General features: G+C 65.9%; 24 protein-coding genes. 16 read left to right on the plus strand and 8 right to left on the minus strand.

Annotated features, from left to right (window positions below; genetic code table 11):
- The first annotated feature begins 29 nt into the window (after positions 1-29).
- A complete protein-coding gene (locus HNE04_RS20915) occupies positions 30-275 on the plus strand; it encodes a DUF4287 domain-containing protein (protein ID WP_172223589.1) in 246 nt (81 codons plus the stop codon).
- Positions 272-703 (plus strand): DoxX family protein, encoded by a 432-nt coding sequence (locus HNE04_RS20920; protein ID WP_172223592.1) that lies wholly within the window; start codon positions 272-274, stop codon positions 701-703. Before HNE04_RS20915 ends, HNE04_RS20920 begins: the two co-directional genes overlap by 4 nt.
- Here the strand turns inward: HNE04_RS20920 and HNE04_RS20925 are convergent.
- From HNE04_RS20925 to HNE04_RS20940, 4 genes are all read right to left on the minus strand, one after another.
- On the minus strand, positions 681-1,784 hold the full coding sequence (locus HNE04_RS20925; protein WP_172223595.1) for a response regulator: 1,104 nt from the start codon (positions 1,782-1,784) through the stop codon (positions 681-683). The genes HNE04_RS20920 and HNE04_RS20925 overlap by 23 nt on opposite strands.
- The gene (locus HNE04_RS20930) at positions 1,781-4,270 is read right to left on the minus strand and encodes a response regulator (protein ID WP_172223598.1); all 2,490 of its coding nucleotides are present in this window, start codon (positions 4,268-4,270) and stop codon (positions 1,781-1,783) included. The genes HNE04_RS20925 and HNE04_RS20930 overlap by 4 nt, the downstream gene beginning before the upstream one ends.
- 142 nt (positions 4,271-4,412) lie before the next feature.
- Entirely contained in the window at positions 4,413-4,922 is a 510-nt protein-coding gene (locus HNE04_RS20935; protein ID WP_172223601.1) for a hypothetical protein, read from the minus strand.
- A gap of 23 nt (positions 4,923-4,945) precedes the next feature.
- Positions 4,946-5,104, minus strand: coding sequence for a DUF3309 family protein (locus HNE04_RS20940; protein WP_172223604.1), 159 nt, complete (start codon positions 5,102-5,104; stop codon positions 4,946-4,948).
- Between the two features lie 196 nt (positions 5,105-5,300).
- On the opposite strand from HNE04_RS20940, the gene HNE04_RS20945 reads away from it, so the two are divergent.
- The gene (locus HNE04_RS20945) at positions 5,301-5,639 is read left to right on the plus strand and encodes a hypothetical protein (protein ID WP_172223606.1); all 339 of its coding nucleotides are present in this window, start codon (positions 5,301-5,303) and stop codon (positions 5,637-5,639) included.
- Here HNE04_RS20945 and HNE04_RS20950 read toward each other — a convergent pair.
- Complete coding sequence (locus HNE04_RS20950) at positions 5,636-6,079, minus strand: SRPBCC family protein (RefSeq protein ID WP_172223609.1); 444 nt, start codon at positions 6,077-6,079, stop codon at positions 5,636-5,638. The genes HNE04_RS20945 and HNE04_RS20950 overlap by 4 nt on opposite strands.
- On the opposite strand from HNE04_RS20950, the gene HNE04_RS20955 reads away from it, so the two are divergent.
- The 5 genes from HNE04_RS20955 to HNE04_RS20975 all read left to right on the plus strand — a co-directional run bounded on the left by HNE04_RS20955 (position 6,078) and on the right by HNE04_RS20975 (position 10,321).
- The gene (locus HNE04_RS20955) at positions 6,078-6,557 is read left to right on the plus strand and encodes a SpoIIAA family protein (RefSeq protein WP_172223612.1); all 480 of its coding nucleotides are present in this window, start codon (positions 6,078-6,080) and stop codon (positions 6,555-6,557) included. The two genes, HNE04_RS20950 and HNE04_RS20955, sit on opposite strands and share 2 nt — an antisense overlap.
- Before the next feature lie 88 nt (positions 6,558-6,645).
- The gene (locus HNE04_RS20960; RefSeq protein ID WP_172223615.1) at positions 6,646-7,311 is read left to right on the plus strand and encodes a hypothetical protein; all 666 of its coding nucleotides are present in this window, start codon (positions 6,646-6,648) and stop codon (positions 7,309-7,311) included.
- Between the two features lie 342 nt (positions 7,312-7,653).
- Positions 7,654-8,160 (plus strand): cupin domain-containing protein, encoded by a 507-nt coding sequence (locus HNE04_RS20965; RefSeq protein WP_172223617.1) that lies wholly within the window; start codon positions 7,654-7,656, stop codon positions 8,158-8,160.
- A 42-nt stretch (positions 8,161-8,202) separates the two neighbouring features.
- On the plus strand, positions 8,203-9,213 hold the full coding sequence (locus tag HNE04_RS20970; RefSeq protein WP_172223620.1) for a Bug family tripartite tricarboxylate transporter substrate binding protein: 1,011 nt from the start codon (positions 8,203-8,205) through the stop codon (positions 9,211-9,213).
- A 4-nt stretch (positions 9,214-9,217) separates the two neighbouring features.
- Positions 9,218-10,321, plus strand: coding sequence for a 2-hydroxyacid dehydrogenase (locus tag HNE04_RS20975; protein ID WP_172223622.1), 1,104 nt, complete (start codon positions 9,218-9,220; stop codon positions 10,319-10,321).
- 17 nt (positions 10,322-10,338) lie between these two features.
- On the opposite strand, the gene HNE04_RS20980 is transcribed toward HNE04_RS20975, so the two are convergent.
- Together HNE04_RS20980 and HNE04_RS20985 are read right to left on the minus strand one after the other, a co-directional pair.
- Entirely contained in the window at positions 10,339-11,616 is a 1,278-nt protein-coding gene (locus tag HNE04_RS20980; protein WP_172223625.1) for a citrate/2-methylcitrate synthase, read from the minus strand.
- 22 nt (positions 11,617-11,638) lie between these two features.
- Entirely contained in the window at positions 11,639-12,109 is a 471-nt protein-coding gene (locus HNE04_RS20985) for an Lrp/AsnC family transcriptional regulator (protein WP_172223628.1), read from the minus strand.
- 119 nt (positions 12,110-12,228) lie between these two features.
- Between HNE04_RS20985 and mdeB the strand changes: the two genes are divergently transcribed.
- The 3 genes from mdeB (at position 12,229) to HNE04_RS21000 (ending at position 16,721) form a co-directional block, all read left to right on the plus strand.
- Positions 12,229-14,844, plus strand: a complete 2,616-nt coding sequence (gene mdeB / locus HNE04_RS20990; protein ID WP_172223631.1) for an alpha-ketoglutarate dehydrogenase — start codon at positions 12,229-12,231, stop codon at positions 14,842-14,844.
- 76 nt (positions 14,845-14,920) lie between these two features.
- Positions 14,921-16,345, plus strand: coding sequence for an FAD-binding oxidoreductase (locus HNE04_RS20995; RefSeq protein WP_172223633.1), 1,425 nt, complete (start codon positions 14,921-14,923; stop codon positions 16,343-16,345).
- Between the two features lie 52 nt (positions 16,346-16,397).
- Positions 16,398-16,721: a VOC family protein gene (locus HNE04_RS21000; RefSeq protein WP_207717675.1), complete on the plus strand. Its 324-nt coding sequence runs from the start codon at positions 16,398-16,400 to the stop codon at positions 16,719-16,721.
- Between the two features lie 6 nt (positions 16,722-16,727).
- Here the strand turns inward: HNE04_RS21000 and HNE04_RS21005 are convergent, their stop codons facing one another.
- Positions 16,728-17,537 carry a crotonase/enoyl-CoA hydratase family protein gene (locus tag HNE04_RS21005; RefSeq protein WP_172223638.1) on the minus strand — a complete coding sequence of 270 codons (810 nt, stop codon included), beginning with the start codon at positions 17,535-17,537 and terminating at the stop codon, positions 16,728-16,730.
- Positions 17,538-17,614: 77 nt separating this feature from the next.
- Here HNE04_RS21005 and HNE04_RS21010 point away from each other — a divergent pair, with 77 nt between their 5' ends.
- The 5 genes from HNE04_RS21010 (at position 17,615) to HNE04_RS21030 (ending at position 20,793) form a co-directional block, all read left to right on the plus strand.
- Positions 17,615-18,445: a creatininase family protein gene (locus HNE04_RS21010; protein ID WP_172223641.1), complete on the plus strand. Its 831-nt coding sequence runs from the start codon at positions 17,615-17,617 to the stop codon at positions 18,443-18,445.
- Positions 18,442-19,146, plus strand: a complete 705-nt coding sequence (locus HNE04_RS21015) for a haloacid dehalogenase type II (RefSeq protein WP_172223643.1) — start codon at positions 18,442-18,444, stop codon at positions 19,144-19,146. The genes HNE04_RS21010 and HNE04_RS21015 overlap by 4 nt, the downstream gene beginning before the upstream one ends.
- 25 nt (positions 19,147-19,171) lie before the next feature.
- The gene (locus HNE04_RS27885) at positions 19,172-19,324 is read left to right on the plus strand and encodes a hypothetical protein (protein ID WP_207717667.1); all 153 of its coding nucleotides are present in this window, start codon (positions 19,172-19,174) and stop codon (positions 19,322-19,324) included.
- A gap of 127 nt (positions 19,325-19,451) precedes the next feature.
- On the plus strand, positions 19,452-19,961 hold the full coding sequence (locus tag HNE04_RS21025) for a CBS domain-containing protein (RefSeq protein WP_172223646.1): 510 nt from the start codon (positions 19,452-19,454) through the stop codon (positions 19,959-19,961).
- A gap of 364 nt (positions 19,962-20,325) precedes the next feature.
- On the plus strand, positions 20,326-20,793 hold the full coding sequence (locus HNE04_RS21030) for a nuclear transport factor 2 family protein (protein ID WP_172223648.1): 468 nt from the start codon (positions 20,326-20,328) through the stop codon (positions 20,791-20,793).
- Positions 20,794-20,822: the final 29 nt, after the last annotated feature.

Genomic DNA, 20,822 nt, shown 5'->3' on the forward strand with positions numbered 1-20,822 from the left:
CGCTATAGTCAAATGAAAGGACCTGTGGAATGACGTTCGAAGCCTACATCAGGAACATCGAGGCCAAGACTGGCAAGGAACCCAAGGATTTCTTCGAAGAGGCCGTCCGCAGCGGCGTGCTGCGGCCGGACACCAAGACCATGGAGTTTGTCTCGTGGCTCAAAGGCAGCTCGGGCCTCGGCCATGGGCATGCCATGGCCGTGTGGGAGGCGTTCCGGCGCAACGGCTGGATTCCGCTGGCCCCAAAAACCACCCAGAAGGAGCGCAATCGATGAATCATCCAGTCACCGTTTCCACGTGGCGAAAACGCGCCGGCATCGCCCTGTCGTTGCTCGCCATCCTGTTCTTTATCCTGGATGCGAGCGGCAAGCTGATGCAAATCGAGCCGGTCATGAAGGGGACCGTCGAGCTGGGATGGCCGCCAACCGCCGTCATCCCGCTGGGTGTGCTGTTGGTGATCGGCGTCGTGCTGTACGCCATCCCCAGGACATCCGTGCTCGGGGCCATTTACCTGACAGGCTTTCTGGGGGGTGCGGTCGCCACGCACTATCGCATCGGCTCACCGCTTGCAACGCACGTGCTGTTCGGCGTCTATGTGGCCGCCGTGATGTGGTCCGGGCTGGCGCTCAGATATCCGGATTTGGTGGCGACTTTCATCGGGCCGAATCGGCGAACGCAGCTCAGGCACGAAACAGCAAGGTGAACGTCGCCCCTTGGTCGGGGGCCGACTCGGCATGCACCGACCCGCCGTGCCGCTCCATGATGCGGCGCACATTGGCCAGGCCCATTCCCGTGCCCTCGAACTCGGCGGCGCTGTGCAGGCGCTCGAAGGGGCTGAACAGGCGGTCGGCGTGCGCCATGTCGAAACCGACGCCGTTGTCGCGTATGCGGATCGCGCGCGCTGTGCCCGGGCCGGCCTGCCCGTCGATCCAGATCGCCGGTTGGTTGCGCGTGCCGCTGTACTTGATGCCGTTGGACAGCAGGTTGATGAAGGCGAGCAGTAGCAGCGACGGGTCACCGCGCACCGGCGGAAGCGGCGCGACCGTCCAGGTGATCGCGGGGCCCTGGACTTCGTGGCCCAATGCGCTGCGGGCCTCCTGTACGACCTGGTTCAGGTCGACGGGAACCGTCTCTATGGTTTTCTGGCCCAGGCGGGCGAATTCCAGCAGCCCGCGGATCATGCGATGGGCCGTCCCCGCGGCACCGATGATTCGCTTCAGGTGCGATACGTCGTCAGCAGGCAGCAGATGCCCGCTGCGCTTTTGGATGACATGGGCGAAGGACGCGATGGTCGTGATCGGCTGTTGCAGGTCGTGCGCCAATCCCCCCGCGAACGCATTGAGATCGCGGTTCGCGGATTCGAGCTGCCCGACGGCGCGAGCCAGCGCATCGCCGGCCTGCTTCAAGGCGACCAGGTTGCGCACGCGGATCAACAACTCGAACCGGTCCACCGGCTTGGTCAGGTAGTCCCGGGCCCCCGCTGCCAGTCCGCGCAGCCTGGTGTCGCGCTCGTCCAGGCCGCTGATCACCACCACGGGAACCTGGGGCACGGCCTTCTTGAGCAAGTCGAGCACGGCAAAGCCGTCCAGAACCGGCATCATCAGGTCCAGCAGTACCAGGTCTGGCGGGTTGTCCGCAACCAGCTGGAGGGCTTGCCTCGGATCGCTGCAGGTGATGACTTGGTAGGGCTCGGACTGCAAGTAAGCGCGCATGAGGCGGAGATTGAATTCCTTGTCGTCAATGACAAGGACCACAGGCAAGCTCGATTCCAGTGGATCGCTCATGACGCGGCGACCTCCTCCGGCAGCACCGGCGGGCTCGTCGCAATGGCGCGGCGGACCTCGTTGGCAAAGCGGCCGCGATCGAACGTTGATTTCTGCAGCACCGCCGCGACCAGGCCGTGGAGCGTGGCCTTGTCTTGCGCGGTCAACGTCTTGGCCGTGACCACCACGACCGGGATCGCGGCGGTATCCTGGCTGTCCTTCAGCATCTCGACCACGTCGAAGCCGCTGACTTCCGGCATCATCAGGTCGAGCACGATCAGGTCCGGCTGTTCGCGCCGCGCCATCGCTATGCCTTCCCCGCCGCCATGAGCCCGCAACACCTGATAGTGCGGCCCCTGGAGGTAAGTGGCGAGCAACTCCACTGCCTTCGGATCGTCGTCAACGATCAACACCCGGGTGACCGGCCTGGCTCCGGTCATGCCCGCATCGTCGAATGCCCCCAGCAGTTCAACGCGGCTGACCGGTTTTTGCAGCACGGCGCTGGCGCCCAGCGAAAAACCTTTTTGCACGTCGGCCACGATCGAGACAATCACTACCGGGATGTGGGCCGAAGGGGCATCCGGCAGCTTGAGCAGCGCCAGCAGGTCCCAGCCGTCCATGTCCGGCAGCAGAAGATCCAGGATGATGACCATGGGAAGCCGCGTCGTCAGCAGCTCGAGTGCGTGCCGGGCCGACGCCGCACGGACGATCTCGAACCCCTCCGGCTCCAGCTGCACGCGCATCAGTTCGGCGGCATGGTCGTTGTCCTCGATCACCAGGGCCAGCGGCCGCCCGGCCCAAGCCGGACCCTGGCGCGGCGCGAGTGGCGTCGCCCCGGCCGCCACGCGGGCCTCCCGCCATGGCAGCCACACGAAGAAGCGGCTCCCTTGCCCGGGTGTGCTGGCCACGGCGACGCTGCCGCCGTGCAGCTGCGCCAGTTTCTCGACCAGCGCCAGGCCCAGGCCGGTGCCTTCGGCTTCCTTCGCCAGCGAAGAATCCAGCTGGGAAAACATCCGGAACAGCCGCTGCGCATCCCCGGGAGCGATGCCGATGCCGGTGTCCTCGACGACGATCTGCAGGTATTCGGCGCCGGGCGCGGCAGGCAACGGCATCTGAAGGAGTGTGGCGGCGTCCTCCTTCCAGCCTTCGACATCGCCGCGACCGACTCTGCGGGCGCTGAGCGTCACCTTGCCACCCCCGGTGGAGAACTTCACCGCGTTGGACAGAAGGTTGTAGAGGATCTGCTTGGTTCTGCGGGGATCCACCAGGAGCGTGCCCAGCTCCGGCACATCCAGGTCCAGTTGCACGCGCCGCTTGGCCGCGTTTTCCTTGACGATCGACAGGCAATGCTCGAACAGCGCCGCGGCTGCAGTGGGCTCCAGGTCCAGTGACATGTGGCCGGCCTCGATCTTGGAGAGATCGAGGACGTCGTTGATCAGCGACAGCAGATGCTGGCCGCTGGAGTGGATATCGGCGACGTATTGGCGCTGCCCCGCCGCCAGTTCGCCCACCAACCCGTCCTTGAGGATTTCGGAGAACCCGATGATGGCGTTGAGCGGCGTGCGCAGCTCATGGGACATGTTGGCAAGGAATTCCGATTTCAGCTTGGTGGCTTGCGCCAGTTGCTCGTTTTTCTCGGCCAGCTGTCCGTGGGCCTGCGCAAGCCGGGCGTGGAGTATGCCGTTTTCCAGCAGCAGAACCACCAGCACGAAGCCGCTGGCCAGCAGCCCGTAGATGCGGCCCGCGTACCAGCCGATGTCGTACCGGGCATGGTTGAACACCGCGGCCAGGGCGCTGTCGGCCGCCCAGGCGCACATCACGACCATCAGCCACAGGTCGAGCACCGAATGCGGCCGGCGCCGCCACAGGACTATCAATGCGCCGAGGCCGAACAGCCATGTGGCACCGGCGACAAAGACCTTTGTCGGTGCATCCGTGTGGCCCGCCATGATGGGCGGCAAGAAGCCGTGTCCTGCCGTGGCAAGCAGGGCCAATCCACCGGCGACCGCGAATGCCGCGACAGCACTGCCGAATATTCCCCGGCGCACGTTCGCCGGTTCCGCGCCGGCAGCAGGCTCCTTGCCTTTGAGCACCGCATACCCAATGAAAAACAGCGGAAAGCCGCCGTGCCACAAGAAGTAGAGCCAGGCAGTGGTCTGGGGGCCGGCGCCGAGCAGGCCGCCCGGGGCGAACAGGCCAGGGAAACTCAGGGCATGCGCCACGGCCATCAGCGCGCTGAACATGTAGCCGGCGGCCAGTATGAGCAGTGCGCGTGACCGCAGGATGGCGTACTGCCCCCATAGCAGGATGGCCGTGATCACGTCGAAGACGACGAGGGCGGATTGGTAGACCGGCAGGAATGCCGGAAGCTGCGGGAGCGGGACTTTTGCGAAGGGGGCGGCGACGAGGAAGACAGCCAGTGAAACCAGCACCACCACCAGTGCGAGCCGGCGTGCGCCGTGGCCTGGGCTAAGCGTGGATAGGAAAGGCGAGTTGCTGCTTTGCATCGGTCATGGGCCACAGCATGCGCCTTGCCGCTGCACGGCACGACATCAGGCCCGCCCGATCCTCCTTCAACTACTTTGCTCGCAATATAGCGTATTGCGACAGGAGCGAAAGGCCGTTGGCGGTTTTTTGGAGACGGCGCGGTCAGTGCCGCTTGGCCGCTTCGTTCGCAGCCGTCGCCGCTTCGGTGGCGGCCAGCTTGGCCTGTCGCAGGGCGGCGCGTGCCTCTTGCGCAGCGGCGGTGGCGTCTTCCTTCCCCGCGCGTGCCCCGGACTGCACTGCCAGATCGGCCTTGTCGGCGGCCACGTCCGTCGCTTGCACAGCCCTGCGCGACGCTTCTTCGGCGCTCAGCGCGAACTGCTTGCCTTCTCCCTTGGCAGTCAATTGCGCGGCGGCGATCTTGCGGTGGGCGTTTCGCATGGCGTCGGCGGCCCGGCGCGAAGCCTTCCGAGATTTCTGCGCCAGGCCGGCGGACGTATCGCGAGCGGCGGCCTCCGCATGGTGCAAAGCGCTGTCGATCGCCGATGCCGCGCTTCGTGCGGCCTCCGAGGCTTCCCGGCCCGCCCGACCCTCGCCGCGCACTGCGGGCGCCGACCCTGCGTCCGGCGTAGTGACCACGGCTAGCGCCGCGCCTGCAAACAGCAACAGCGCCACGCAGGCCCCGGCCTTGAAGGGTGTCAGATCCGCCCCATCAACAGCAGCACGACAAGGATCAACACCACGAGACCCAGGCCGCCGCTGGGCCCGTAGCCCCACTTGCGGCTGTGCGGCCACGAAGGGATGGCGCCGACGAGCATCAGGATGAGGACGATCAGCAGAATGGTTCCGAGACTCATGAAGTTTTCCTTGTTGCACCGCGCCCGATGCGCGCTGTGAGTACAGGCTAGCAGTACGGTCGAGCAAACTCGGTGCGGTGACGAACACAAGCGAGTCATCCAAAACCGACAGCGTCGCCTCGTGCGCACCTACAAGGCGTAGGACTGCTCCAAAGGCCTGACACGGCGCCTTGATGCCGTGCTATGTTTAAGCGTGATGCTCGTGGCTCGTATGGACAAGTGGCTGAAGGTATCTATCCTGGTGGCGGTGCTGCTCGCCGGCGCCGGGGCTTTCTATCGCTACAGCGAAAGCACCGCGAGGCAAGCGGACGAGCGCCGAGCCATCGTCGAGGAATGCCAGAAGGCGGAACGGATGGCCTTCGACGTGCACTGGGCCGCGGCCTGCATGACCCAAGTCGGTCAGGCGTCCCAAGGCCAGGCCGATGGCCATGCCGAATGCGACTTGCCCGACGAGAAGGCCGCGGTCGTCAATGCGTGGCTCGACCAGGCTGAGCAGCGGTGCATGGCCGAGGTGCGTGCCGGCCTCGATCGCTAGGGCGCCTCGGCTTCGACGAGTTGCGCGAGCAACGTCAACGATTGCTGCCAGCCGAGATAGCAGGCTTCGGTGGGAATGACGGCGGGAATGCCTTCCTGCACGACCGTGAGCTCGGCGCCGCAGGACACCGCCACCAGCGAGACGGTGGTCTGCATTTCTCCAGGCAGGTTCGGATCGTCGAAGCGACTCGTGTAGCGAAGGCGTTCGCCAGGGACCAACTCGAGGTACTTCCCCCCGAAGCTGATGGGGTGACCCGTCGCGAAGTTGGTGAACGACATTCGCCAGCTGCCGCCCACCTCGGCATCCATCTGGTGGACCTTGCCGGTAAAGCCATTCGGCGGCAGCCACTTGGCCATTGCATCGGCATTCAGAAACGCTCGATAGATGCGATCGGGCGGCGCACGCAGAACACGGTGAAGTCGGACGGTATTGGTGGACATGATCAGTTCCCGAAAAAGCAGAGGAAGGCCCTCTGCAACCACGACGATCGACGATGGCCGGAATCGACAAATCAATCTGAACTATGCTTTGGCTCCAACTCTCGCGATACACCGACAACAACTCATGCTACAGGTCAGCATTCTCTCGCAAGACGGCCCGGTCATAGCGCGCCTGGCCGGCTTGGTGTCGCTCGAAGCGTGGGACCAGGCGCTGCGCGAGCTGAACGCTGCCATCAGCGGCAGCCGCAGCGACCGCCTCCTGGTCGATCTGGGCGGATTGGTAGGGTGGCTGGGCGTGCCCGAGCGGAAGGCGGTCGGTGCGTTGATGGCAACTCATCTGGCGCAAATGCGAAAAGTCGCCCTGGTCATCCAGGCGGAGAAGATCACCGGCGTCGTGCAGGCGGAAGCTCAAAAAGGCGGCCTTGACCTGCGGCTGTTCTCCAGCAGGGACGATGCGATGAGCTGGGTCGTTTCGTAGTCCGGTTTCATGGGGATTCCCCGGGCATCGCCGTCGAACGGCGTACCCATAATGGCCGCAGCAGGCTCCCCAACGACAAGGACATCCCATGAAGCTAAGAACAAGTTCGCGCATCGTGGTGGCCGGCGGCATCGCCGCGGCTGTGTTCGCAGGCTGTGCCACGATGAGCGGCCCGCCCACGACCTTCTTCATCACCAGCACCAATCCCGCGCAAAGCGGCAATCTTGGCGGCCTGTCCGGCGCCGATGCGACCTGCGAAAAACTCGCCGCTGCAGCCGGCGTGGGCGGCCGCAACTGGCGCGCCTACCTCAGCACACAAGCGGTGGGCGGCGCGCCCGTCGTGAATGCGCGTGATCGGATCGGCAAAGGGCCGTGGACCAATGCCAAAGGCGTGGTCATCGCGCGCAACCTGGCCGAGCTGCACGGCACCAACAACATCAACAAGGAAACCGCGCTCACCGAGAAGGGCGAGGTCGTGCCCGCGCGGCCCGACCCCGTGAACGCCCACGACATCATGACCGGATCGCAACCGGACGGCACCGCCATGCCGGCCGGCCCCGATGCGACCTGCAGCAACTGGACCAGCAGCAGCACAGGCGGCGCCATGGTGGGCCACCACAACCGCGCCGGCACCAGCCCCGACCCAGCGGCCAGTGTGTCGTGGAATTCCTCGCACATCACACCGGGCTGCGACATGCCGTCGCTGCAGCGGGTGGGCGGGTTGGGGTTGTTCTATTGCTTTGCGGCGAAGTGATGGGCGGCTGAGCGCGCGCGCTCAGCTAGCTGCGCATCTGCTTTAGCCATTGCGCCGGTGTAGCGGCCGTCGCGCAATTGAAGCGCAGGATGAAATGACTTTGGTCGGCGAAGCCGCAATCCGCTCGCCTTTTCCGCCTTGCATGTCGGACGGTGCTTCGCAGCCGATGAGCACGCCCTCCGATGAGCGGTGCGGGGCGCTAAGCGCGCATCAGAAGGCCTCGCACGACCAGACGTTGATTGACGATCAATCTAGACAAAATCAACGTACCCCCTACGATCGGCAGTGAGCACCGGACCCACACGGCGATCCGGCGACACCCACCCCCATTACGGAGACACCATGGCCGACATCAAACCCCTCCTCGCCCCAGAGGAAATCCTGCAAGCACTCAAGGAAAGCATTCGCCCTGGCGTGCCCTCGTTTTTCAAGCTGCGCACGCAACTCCCGGCCGCCGGCCGCAGCGACGTGCCCATCGCCGCCACCGAGCGGATGACGGTCATCCTGAAGTCGTACGCGGAAGGCGGCGAGAACGAGATCCACGCGCATCCGCACGAAGACCACGTCTTCGTGGTGCTGCAGGGCCAGGCCTCTTTTTACGGACCGCGCGGCGAACTCAAGATCGCCGACCCGTATGACGGCGTAGTGCTGCCGGCGGGCACGTTCTACCGCTTCATCTCCAGCGGGGAGGTGCCGCTGGTGATGCTGCGCGTGGGATGCGCCGAGGCAGGATCGGACATCTTCGCCCGCATCCGCCTCGACGGCGAGCCGCTGCCCGCCAACTCGACCGAGAACCGGCAGGTTACGCCGGTGCTTTCCAGCAAGTGGTTTCCCGCGGTTGCCGCCTGAAGCCCAGCCGACCCGCAATAGCCAACAATCCAAGGACACCTCATGAGACAAGTTAAGCAGATCCTCGTTGCGACGCTCCTCGGCCTCGCCGCGGCCGCCGCCTGCGCGCAGAGCCCTGAAGTCAAGGCCCGGCTGAAGGCGATGAAGCCCGCCGACTATCCCACCCGTCCCATCGAACTGAGCGTCGGCTTCGCCGCCGGCGGCGGCATGGACGTCGTGGCCCGCCTCGTGGCCCACAAGTTCCAGGAATACACCGGCGAGAACATCATCATCAACAACCGCACGGGAGCGGGAGGCTTGGTGTTCCACCGCTGGGTGGTCACGCAGGCGCCGGCGGACGGCTATGCGGTCGGCGTGGGCAACAACATCATCATCGGCGACTCGCTGCTGCGCGCCGAGAACAAGTGGTCGTACCGGGACGCCGACAACCTGGCCTTCATCAACTACGAACCCGTGCTGTGGTTTACCTCGTCCACCGGACGGTTCAAGAACCAGCCGCTGGCCGAGATCGTGAAGGAGGCGAAGAAGGATCGGGGGGGTGTGAAAGTCGGCACCGTTGCCGCCACCTTGCTGGAGATGCTGGCGGAGCAGGTCGAGCAGAAGGCTTCGGTCAGCCTGAACAAGGTGCCGTTCAACGGCGGCAAGCCTTCGATCGCCGCGCTGATGGGCGATCACATCGACATCTCGTTCGGTTTTCTGGGCGAAGTGAAGGGGCTGGGCGACAAGGTGAGGCCGATCGCCGTCGCCAGCCAGAAGCCTGTTGCCGCGGTGCCCGGCGTGCCCACCTTCAATTCGGTGTTCAACACCGACGACATCAACTGGGTGATGTGGCGCTACGTGGTCGCGCCGAAGGGCATCCCCGCGGATCGCAGGGCCTGGCTCGTCGCGTCGTTCAACGAGGTGATGAAGGACCCTCAGCTGATCGCCGAGCTGGAAAAGCAGGGGGGAATCCAGGATCCTGGCCTGGACACTCCGGCCAAGGTCACCGCCGAACTCGAGCGGCTGGCCCGCGCCGAACGCACGTTCTACGTGCAGACCGGCCGCCTCAAGTAACCGGATGACCCTCTTGTCCAACTCCGCCTCCGCCGGACGCACGCCCCGCGTGTTCGCCGTGCACGACCACATGCTGGAACCGCTGTTCGACGGCATCGTGGAAGACCTCGAACGCAACGGCGTGGACGTCCTGCGCGGCCCTTCCAGCAAGCCCGGCGACAAGCCAAGCGTGCTGCCGCCTTCGTACATGGAGCGGCTGCTGCAGGCCGACGTCGCCATGTTCAGCTCGCGCTCGTTGTGCACCGGCGAGATGCTGGCGGCGTGCGCACCGAGTCTGCGCGCCGTGGTCAACCCGACCATCGGGGTGGAGACGGTGGACCTCGCCGCCGCGGGCGAGCTCGGCATCCTGGTGGGCAACGGCTCCACGCCAGAGAACTACATCGGCATGGCCGAGGCCGCCGTGATGTTCATGCTGAACCTGTTCTACGGCTTGCGGACCACCGAGCAGCACCTGCGCGAGAACCGGCCCCGGCCGGCACCCGACCAGGTGCATGCCCGCACGCTGCGCGGCAAGACCATCGGCATCCTGGGGCTGGGCAACATCGGCCGCTCGGTAGCCCGCCTGCTGCAGCCCTTCGACGTCAAGGTGCTGGCGTACAGCCCGCACGCGGACCCGGACAGCGTCCCCGCCGGGGTGCAGTTGGCCAGCCTGGACGAAGTCATGGCGCGGTCCGACCTGGTGTGCATCTGCATCGCCGTGACGCCAAGCAACCGCCAGCTGGTCAACGAACGCACGCTGGGCCTGATGAAGCGCTCGGCCTACCTGGTCAACGTTGCCCGCGGCGACGCCATCGACGAGCCGGCGCTGGTGCGCGTGCTGCAGGAGCGCCGCATCGCCGGCGCTGCGCTGGATACCTTTGCCCTCGAGCCGCTGCCCATGGACAGCCCGCTGCGCAGACTGGACAACGTGATCCTGACGCCGCACGCGGTGGGCTACACCAAGGAGAACGTCGATTCGTTGCGCGCCGCGGCGGTGGAAAACATCCGCCGCGTGCTGGCGGGTTTGCCGCCGCTCCATTGCAAGAACCCCGCTGCGCAGAAGAAGTGGGCCGCGCGCGTAGCCGGTATGGAGAGCCTGCGCAGCTGGAATGCGGCTGCGCACTCCTGAGGCGGGCCGGGGGGCGTTCAGCGCTCAGGCGCGCTGACGCCGATGTAGCGCGCGCGGGGCCGCACCGACACCCCGCTCAAGCGCTGTTCAGCGGAGTGGGCCAGCCAGCCTGCCGTGCGGCTGAGCGCCATCAGGGCGCCGGCGCTGCGGCGCGGCATGCCCAGCGCCGCGCACACCGCGACCAGCCCGGCGACCACGGTGGGCCGCACACCAAGCTGTTCGCGGGCCGTCGCGATCCAGGCAACCATCCAGGCGGTGTCGGCCCGATTGCCAGCCAGCGCGGAGGCAATCTCCAGCAGGTATTCGCCGCGCGGATCGCCATTCGGGTAGACGAAGTGGTTGTAGCCGGCGACCGGCCTGCGCTCGGCCAGGCTCCTCGCAATGGTGGCCAGGTAAGCCTTGCGCGAGCCTGCCCCGAGCAGAGCCTGCTCGCATTCGTCGCAGCCCAGGCCGTTCTGCTGGCCCTCGAAGGAGGCCAGTGCACTGGTGATGCAGGACATGGAGTCGGCACCGGCAGAGGCCGCGATCCGCGCCACGAAAGTGGACGGCGTCAACTCGTGGTCGGCGGTGATCACCAGGCAAGCATTCAGCGCAGCGATTACAGGACTGCTTGCGGTGATGCCGCTGCTCTTGGCGACCAGCGTGGCGATCGAGTCCGGCGCCGCAGGCGGCACCAGCCGCGGTTTGGGGCGCAACAGGCCAAAGGCTGACGCCAGCACCTGGATCAGCTGACGGGCTTCGCGCTCATGCCGGCCCGGCTCGCCGGGGCCGTCGCGTTCCACGGTCGCGATGTAAGCGTTGGCGACCAAGGCGAGCAGGTGGCGCGAGGTGTTGTTCGGCGCCACGTCACAGATCACACGCGCATAAGAAGTGAAGGCCTGGGGCACCGCCGGCGCCGACCACATCGGCACTTCTTTGGGCAGCGCGCCGTTCCACAGGAGCTCCGCGCATTCCTCGAAGGTGCGGCCGGCGCGCGCCAAGTCCAAGGCGGGCTGGCCGCGGTAGACCGGACCGCCCGGACCCACGAAGGTGATCGCGGTGTGCATCACCGTGGCACCGCCCCAGCTCAAGCTGCGTTCCGCGGCACTGGTGGCGGCGCGCGTGCTGCGGCCCTTGGCGGTGACGGCTTCGACATCGCGGCGGAAGTACATCCGCGCCCCGTCCGCCGACGACGGAGCAACGCGGATCAGTCCCCGGCTTACGTAGGCGTACAGAGTCTGCGGCTTGACGCCCAGCATCGCGAGTGCGTCGCGCGAGCTGATCAGTGCGTCGTTCTTGCCGTTGGCCGTTTTCACGGGCGCATTGTGCAGCATTGCACTATCGGGTCGCCGGCAACGGCAGCGCCGTCTTGTACCTCACCTGCTTCAACGCAAAACTACTCCTGATCTTTTCGATCCCCGGAATCGGCGTCAGCTGGTTCAAGATGAATTTCTCCAGCGCTCCGATGTCGGCCACGGCCACTCTTATCAGGTAGTCGCTGTCGCCGGTCATCAGGTAGCACTCCATCACCTCGTCGTGCTCGGCGATGCGGCGCTCGAATTCGGCCAGCGATTCCCTGGCTTGTTCCTTCAGGCTGATGTTGATGAACACGTTCAGTCCCAAGCCCAGCGCCTTGGGGTTGGCCAGCGCCACATAGCGGTCGATCACGCCATTCGCCTCCAGCGCCTTCACCCGCGTGAGGCAGGGCGAGGGCGAGAGGTGAACGCGTTTGGCCAGCTCCACGTTGGTGAGCGAGCTGTCTTGCTGAAGTTCGGCCAGGATTCTCAGATCCACGCTATCCAGGTGCATAAAAAGCTTCAAAACTGTGGATTCAAGGCATTTTATGCTGATGAGTCTGGCTAATGGCATATTTTCCGAAACCCTGTTCCGCTGCTTTTTGCCTACAGTGGGAGCATTGGAGTTTCGATATGACCGACCACAGCCTCACCCGTTTCCTGGCCAACGACAGCGGCGACATCGACCCGGTGGAAACCGCCGAATGGCGCGAGGCGCTGCTGTCGCTGGTGGCGACGCACGGACCGGCGCGGGCCCGCTTCATCCTGGACGAGATCGCGGCCCTGGCGCGCGGCCCGCACATCGCCTGGTCGCCCGAGCTGGTGACGCCCTATGTCAACTCGATCGCGGTGGACCAGCAGCCCGCCTTTCCCGGTGACCTGGCCATCGAGGAGCGCCTGGGTTCTCTCATGCGCTGGAACGCGCTGGCCATGGTGGCGCGCGCCAACGCGGCCTATGGCGAGCTGGGCGGCCACATCGCCAGTTACGCCAGCGCGGCCGATCTCTTCGAGGTGGGCTTCAATCATTTCTTCCAGGCCCGTAACGAACAGCAGGGCGGCGACTTGGTGTTCTTCCAGCCGCACAGCGCGCCGGGGGTTTATGCGCGTGCTTATTTGGAAGGCCGGTTGACGGAAGCTGATCTGGCGCACTACCGGCAGGAGATCACGGCGCCACGCGACGGCGCGCGCGGCCTCTCCAGCTACCCGCACCCCTGGCTCATGCCCGATTTCTGGCAGTTCCCCACCGGCTCGATGGGCATAGGCCCCATCAGCTCGATCTATCACGCGCGCTTCATGCGCTACCTCACGCACCGCAACCTGCTTGACTGCGAAGGCCGCAAGGTGTGGGGCGTGTTCGGCGACGGCGAGATGGACGAGCCCGAGAGCATGAGCGCGCTCACGCTGGCTTCGCGCGAAAAGCTGGACAACCTGGTCTGGGTGGTCAACTGCAACCTGCAGCGGCTCGATGGCCCGGTGCGCGGCAACGGCCGCATCATCGACGAGCTGGAAAAGCTGTTCCGCGGCGCCGGTTGGAACGTGATCAAGCTGGTCTGGGGCAGCGACTGGGACGGCCTGTTTGCCCGCGACACCACCGGCGCCCTGGCCCGCGCCTTCGCCAATACCGTGGACGGCCAGATGCAGACCTTCGCCGCCAAGGATGGCCGCTTCAACCGCGACAACTTCTTCGGCCAGAACGAGGAACTCAAGCGCTTGGCCCAGGGTATGACCGACGAGCAGATCGACCGCCTGAAGCGCGGCGGCCACGACCTGGTGAAGATCCACGCCGCCTACACCGCGGCCGCCAAATACAGCGGCGGTCCCACGGTGATCCTGGCCCACACCAAGAAGGGCTACGGCATGGGCGCGGCCGGCCAGGGCAAGATGACCACGCACAGCCAGAAGAAGCTGGACGGCGCGGCGCTGATCGAATTTCGCAACCGCTTCAATCTGCCGCTCTCCGACGAGCAGGCGACCAACCTCGAATTCTTCAAACCGGCGGAAGACAGCGCCGAGATGCAATACCTGCATGCTCAGCGCGCGAAGCTCGGAGGCTACCTGCCCAAAAGGCAATCCACCTCGCAGGCGGTACCCGTGCCTGCACTCGCTTCGTATGCGGCCTTCGCCACCGATGCGGCCGGCAAGGAGATGTCTACGACGATGGCTTTCGTGCGGCTGTTGGGCAACCTGCTGAAAGACAAGGAGCTGGGTCCGCGCATCGTGCCCATCGTGGCGGACGAGGCGCGCACCTTCGGCATGGCCAACCTGTTCAAGCAGGTGGGCATCTATTCCAGCGTGGGCCAGCGCTATGAGCCGGAGGACATCGGCTCAGTGCTGTCGTACCGCGAGGCGCTGGACGGCCAGATCCTGGAAGAGGGCATCAGCGAGGCCGGCGCCATCGCCAGCTGGACGGCGGCGGCCACCAGCTACAGCGTGCACGGCGTTCCCATGCTGCCCTTCTATATCTATTACTCGATGTTCGGCTTCCAGCGCGTGGGCGACGCGATCTGGGCCGCCGCCGACCAGCGCTCGCGCGGCTTCCTGCTGGGCGCCACCTCCGGCCGCACCACGCTGGGCGGCGAGGGCCTGCAGCACCAGGACGGCTCAAGCCATCTGGTGGCCGCGACCATCCCCAATTGCAAGGCCTACGACCCGGCGTTCGCCGGCGAGATGGCCGTGATCATCGATCGCGGCATGCGGGAGATGCTGGTCGAGCAGCAGGACGTGTTCTATTACGTCACGCTGATGAACGAGAACTACGCCCAGCCGGATCTGCCTGCGGATGTGGAGGAGGGCGTGATTCGCGGGGCCTACCGGTTTGGCACTTATGGCGAAGGCGAGCCCCAGGCCACGCTGATGGGCTCAGGCGCCATCCTCACCGAGGTCATCAAGGCGGCGCAGCAGCTGGCCGCTGAACGCATTGCGTGCGAAGTGATCAGTGTCACGAGCTGGAGCGAGCTCTCGCGCAATGGCGTCGGCTGCGAGCAGCGCGCGCTGCGCGGCGAGGCGCACATCGCGCCTTACATTGGCGAATTGCTGGGCAAAGGCGCCGGCCCGATCGTCGCCGCGACGGACTATGTGCGCGCCGTGGCCGAATCCGTTCGAGCCTTCCTGCCCGACGGTCGAAGCTTCCTCACGCTAGGCACCGACGGCTTCGGCCGCAGCGACACTCGCGCGGTGCTGCGCGACTTCTTTGGGGTCGATGCGGCCCACATCGTGAAGGCCGTGCGCCACGCGTTGTCGTCTCACTGAGGCCGAGCTGTCATCACATTTGACAGCGTGCATCTCGTCGCCTAGTCTGGATTTTTCCCTTTGAAAAGGAATCATCATGGCCGAGTTGCAAGTACGGTCGCGCTCCAACTCCGTCGCAAAATTCAGCGACGAGGCGATAGCGGCGTTTCAGCAGGGATTGCGCGGCCGCATTGCCAGCCCCGGCTCGGAGGACTACGAACAGGCGCGAACGATCTGGAACGCCATGATCGATCGAAAGCCGGCGCTCACCGTGCGATGCCTGGGCGCCGCGGATGTGGTGCGCTCGGTGCGCTTCGCCCGTGACAACGATTTGCTGATCGCGGTGCGCGGCGGCGGCCACAACATCGCGGGCAATGCGGTGTGCGATGGCGGCCTGCTGATCGATTTGTCGCTCATGAAGTCGGTGTGGGTGGACACCAAGGGCCGCACCGCGCGCGTCGAGCCCGGCGCCACGCTATCCGATTTCGACCGCGAGGCGCAAGCCTTCGGGCTGGCCACGCCGCTGGGCATCAACTCGACCACCGGTGTGGCCGGGCTGACGCTGGGGGGCGGCTTCGGGTGGCTGAGCCGCGCCCTGGGCCTGACGATCGACAACCTGATTTCGGCCGACGTGGTCACGGCCAATGGCGAGCTCGTGCGGGCGAGCGAGAAGGAAAACGCGGACCTGTTCTGGGGCATTCGCGGTGGCGGCGGCAACTTCGGCGTGGTGACCTCATTCGAGTTCAAGTTGCATGCGGTCGGGCCGACGGTCCTGGCCGGGCTCATCGTGCATCCGCTGGACGATGCCAAGGAGGTGATGCGCTTCCACCGCGATTTCATCGAGAAGGTGCCCGACGAATTCGTCTGCTGGTTCGTGATGCGGCAGGCGCCGCCGCTGCCGTTCCTGCCGCCCGAGTGGCACGGCAAGGAAATCCTGGCTCTGGCGGTTTGCTACAACGGCGATATTGCCGAAGGCGAGCGTATCGCCAAGCCGCTGCGCGAGTTCGGCCGCCCCATCGCCGACATCATCGGGCCCATGCCCTACACCGCCTGGCAGACCGTGCTCGATCCGCTGCTGACGCCGGGCGCGCGCAACTACTGGAAGTCGCACGACTTCAAGGACACGAGCGATGGCCTGATCGAGGTGATGATGGAGCATGCGCGGCGCATCCCCGATCCGCAGACCGAGATCGCCTGCGCCCAGCTCGGCGGTGCTGTCACCCGCGTGCCGCGCGGCGCCACGGCCTACAACCATCGCGATGGCAAGTACGTGATGAACGTGCATGGCCGCTGGGCCGATCCGGCCAAGGACGACGCCTGCATCGCCTGGGCGCGCAGCCTCTGGAAGGCTTGCGAGCCGTTTGCCACCGGAAGCGTGTACGTGAACTTCATGACGCAGGAGGAAGGCGACCGGGTGCGCGATGCCTACGGCGAAAATTTCAACCGGCTGGTCGAACTGAAAAACAAGTACGACCCGACAAACCTGTTTGGCGTCAATCAGAACATCAAGCCCACCGTTTGAGCGCGGCGTGACGATCGACGCGATCAGCGCCGTGACGTTGGCCACGCACGACATGGCTCGTGCGCTGCGGTTCTACCTGGCATTGGGCTTCCCGTTGCGGTACGGCGGCGATGCCGCGGAGTTCAGCAGCCTGAGTGCCGGCAATGCCTGCCTGAACCTGACCACCGAGGGCAGCGAGCGGGAGTGGTCCTGGTGGGGCCGGACGATCTTCTACGTGTCCGATGTCGATGCCCTGTACCAGGAGGCGATCGCAAAAGGCCTGAGACCGGATACCGCCCCGCGCGACGCCAGCTGGGGCGAGCGATATTTCCACATCACCGACCCCGATGGCCATGAACTGAGTTTTGCCAGGCCCCTGGGCAGACCCATTGCCTGACTGGGCTCAATGGCCGCTGAATCGCGGCGGCCGCCTTTCGATGAACGACAGCACGCCTTCCCGGGCGTCGTCGCTGTTGGCCAGCTGCTGCTGCGTCGCCACGAACTCCTGCATCGCGGCCAGCGGGCCTTCCTCGACGGCCTTGAGGGCGTTCAGCCGCGTGGCCACCACCGCCAGCGGCGCTTGCGCGGCGATCTTCTCGGCGATCCGTAGCGCCTCGTCCAGTTCGTGCCCGGCCGGCACCACCCGCTGCACGAAGTTCAGGCGCAAGGCCTCGGCGCTGCCGAATTCGTCGCCCGTCAGCAGGTGCAGCATCGCGTTGCCCAGGCCGGCGCGCTCGGCCATGCGCAGGGTGGCGCCGCCGGTGGCCATGATCCCGCGCTTCACCTCCAGTTGCGAGAAGCGGCAGTCGTCCGCCGCCACCACCACGTCGGCCGCCAGCATCAGCTCGATGCCCAGCGTGTACGTGATGCCCTTCACCGCCACCACCATGGGCTTGGTGCGGCGCCGGTACTCCGGTGTGCCCAGGTCGGTGGGCTCCACCAGGCCCAGCGGGATGGCCTTCTCGCCGCGCCGCATCAGCGGGGCGATGGTCGGCAGGTCCAGCCCCGCGGTGAAATGGCGGCCGAAGGCGTGCAGCACGCCCACGCGCAGGGCCGGGTCGTCGTCCAGCAGGGTGTAGGCCTCGGCCAGCTGGCGGAACATGGGCGGCGTGAAGCCGTTGTACTTGGCGGGGCGGTTGATGCCGATGAGCAGCACGGTGCCGCGGCGCTCGGTGGCGATGGAACCTTCCGGGGGTGTGTCGGGTGCTTGCATGCCACCGATTACACCAGCGGGCGGGCGGCGACGCAGTCACCTACCTGCCAGCCTGGCCTTGCCTCTAAGATGTGCGTATGCCCACGTCCACTCCGCCCCGTTCCCGGTTCTGGGCCGACCTGACCATCCGCGACTTCGCGCAGCTGGATCCCGCCACCACCGTGGCGGTGCTGCCCGTCGCCGCGACTGAGCAGCATGGCCCGCACCTGCCGCTGTCGGTGGACCAGACGCTGGTGGACAGCGTGATCGCCGCGGCACTCCCTCAGTTGCCCGCCGCCGCGTCGGTGCTGTTCCTGCCGACCCAGCAGGTAGGCTACAGCCCCGAGCACTCGCGTTTCGCCGGCACGCTGACCTTGTCGTCGGCGACCGTGGTTGCCACCTGGGTCGAGCTGGGCGAATGCGTGGCCCGCTCCGGGGTGAAGAAGCTGCTGCTCCTCAATTCGCACGGTGGCCAGGTCAGCCTGATGGACGTCGTGGCGCGCGAGCTGCGCACGCGCTGCAAGCTCATCGTCTATAGCTGCAGCTGGTGGAACCTTCCGCTGGGCGATGCGGTGAACGGCTTGTTCAGCGCGCAGGAGCACCGCTTCGGCGTGCACGCCGGCGAGATCGAAACCTCGATGATGCTGGCGCTGCGCCCTCAATACGTGCAAATGGCGCAGGCGCGCGATTTCAAGTCGTCCTCGCAGGAGCGGGCGGCCAAGTACCCGATCCTGGGCAACGGCAGCAGCGCCAAGCTGGGGTGGCAGATGCAGGACTACAACACCCATGGCGCGGCCGGCAATGCCGCCGCGGCCACTGCCGAAAAGGGCCAGGCGGTTGTGGATGCCGCCGGCAAACAGCTGGCGCTGCTGCTGCAGGAGCTGAGCACCTTGCCGCTGTCCACGCTGGTGGATGGGCCCTCGTCGTGATCGTGCCCGCCCCCAAGATCCTCGCTTTCGACATTTTCGGGACCGTGGTCGATTGGCACGGGAGCATCTCCCGCGAAGTGGACGCCATGCATCTGGGCGTGAGCGGTGACGAGTTTGCGCTGGCCTGGCGCCGGGGCTACCGGCCGGCGATGCAGCGCGTGATGTCCGGCGAACTCGGCTGGACGCTCATCGACGACCTGCATCGCATGATCCTGGACGAGGTGCTGCGGCAGTTCGGCATTGGCCAGCTCGACGAAGCGCAGAAACAACATCTCAACAAGGTCTGGCATCGCCTAGATCCCTGGCCGGATTCGGTCGAGGGCCTTCGCCGGCTGAAGTCACGCTTCACCATCTGCACGCTGTCCAACGGCAACATCGGCTTGCTGGCGAACATGGCCAAGCGCGCCGGCCTGCCCTGGGACTGCGTCCTCTCCGCCGAGGTGTTTCGCGCCTACAAGCCCGACCCGGCGACCTATCGGGGTGTGGCCAAAGTCTTCGACGTCGCGCCCAATGAGGTGATGCTGGTGGCGGCGCACCACGACGACCTGGCGGGCGCGCGGGCCTGTGGCCTGCGCACCGCTTACATCGAGCGGCCGCTCGAGCTCGGGTCGAACCAGCCCAAGGACGTGTCGCCCCGGGCTGAGAACGACTTGCACGCCGCCAGCTTGATAGCGCTGGCCGACCAGTTGGGCGCTTCGTAGGTCCGCCGCATCGAAGGAAGCAACCATGTCCCAATACAACCCCGAGCGCAACGCCGCGTTGTTCAACCAAATGAGCGCGGGACATCTGCCCGGGCTGATGGGCTGGGACGCCGAGGTGAAGCATCGCGACACCGGCAAGACCATCGCGCTGTTCCGCTGCACGCAGATGATTCTTTGAGCGCAGCCGGGGTCATCGGCTGCGTCCTACGCCAGCTTGCGAGAGCACCGACAGCGTGAGCGTGCCCAGCCGATAGATTCGAGAGAACGCCGGCGCCCCGCCGGCAACTATCCCCAAGGAGCGCGAGATGACAACAGTTGCTGACGTGATGACCCGCGGTGTGCGGAGCATGTCTCCCCAAGACACCGTGCTCCTGGCTGCACAGGCCATGGATGAACTCAACGTGGGTGTGATTCCCGTGTGCGAAGGCGACAAACTGGTGGGCATGGTGACCGATCGCGACATCGTGGTGCGCGGCGTGGCGCAAGAGGGCGACACCAAGAGCATGAGGCTGGCCGACGTGATGAGCACCAACGTGCGCTGCGCCACGGAAGACGAGGACGTGGACGAGGTGCTGGACGAAATGGCACGCAGCCAGATTCGCCGCATGCCCGTGGTGGACCGCGAAGACCACCTGGTGGGCATCATCACACTGGGCGACATCGCCGCCAAGAGCGACAACGAAGAGATGGACGTGGCCCAGTCGCTGGGCGAGATTTCAGAGCCGGCCTCGCCGGACCGCTCCAGCCAGTCCAAGGCGAGCGGCTCCGCAGGCGGCGGCAGCTCCTCGGGTAAACCCCGCAAGCAGCCTCACTGACGCCAAGTTGCCGGGCAGCCTGTTGCCCGGCGCCCACGAAAAGCATATTTCGTTCGAGGGTGTGCGTTACATCACAGCACAAATTGGCGAGATTTCCTACACTTGGAAACAAGATAAGGAGCCCGCCATGCGATTCGCCGCCGTCGTGGTTCGACCAAATCAGCCTGCCCCTGCGCCGGCTCCCCAGCTCTTGCGCCAGCCTGCGCCCCCAGAATTGGCGGCGCGCAGCCAGCCCGTGGCGCCTCGACCCCAGGAAGTACCGCCTGATCTCGACCAGCGGGTCCGCCTGGTCGGCGAGTGGTAGGCCGCTAGACGGCACAGTCCGTGCAAGCAGGGAGCGCAGCTCCCTACTTACAAGGACAACATGGAAAGCAAGCCGCCGCTCCCGCCCTTCACGCCCGAAACCGCCGCCCGCAAGGTGCGCATGGCCGAAGACGCCTGGAACACCCGCGACCCGGACCGGGTGGTGCAGGTCTACACCGAGGACACACGCTGGCGCAACCGGGCCGAATTTCCCGTGGGGCGCGAACAGGTGCGCCAGTTGCTCCAGCGCAAGTGGGCCAGGGAGCTGGACTATCGCCTGATCAAGGAACTGTGGGCCTGTAGCGGCGAGCGCATATCCGTGCGCTTCGCCTATGAGTGGCACGACGACTCGGGCCACTGGTATCGCAGCTACGGCAACGAGAACTGGGAGTTCAACGAGCAGGGCCTGATGCGCCGGCGCTTTGCCAGTATCAACGACCTGCCCATCGCCCAGGAAGAGCGCAAGTTCCATTGGCCTCTGGGCCGCCGGCCCGATGACCACCCGGGGTTGAGCGACCTGGGGCTCTGAAGGCCTCTGCACCACTCTGGCACAGCCAT

Origin of the sequence: Caenimonas soli (genome assembly GCF_013155545.1) — a bacterium.
In the GTDB taxonomy this organism is placed as follows: Bacteria; Pseudomonadota; Gammaproteobacteria; order Burkholderiales; family Burkholderiaceae_C; genus Ramlibacter; species Ramlibacter soli.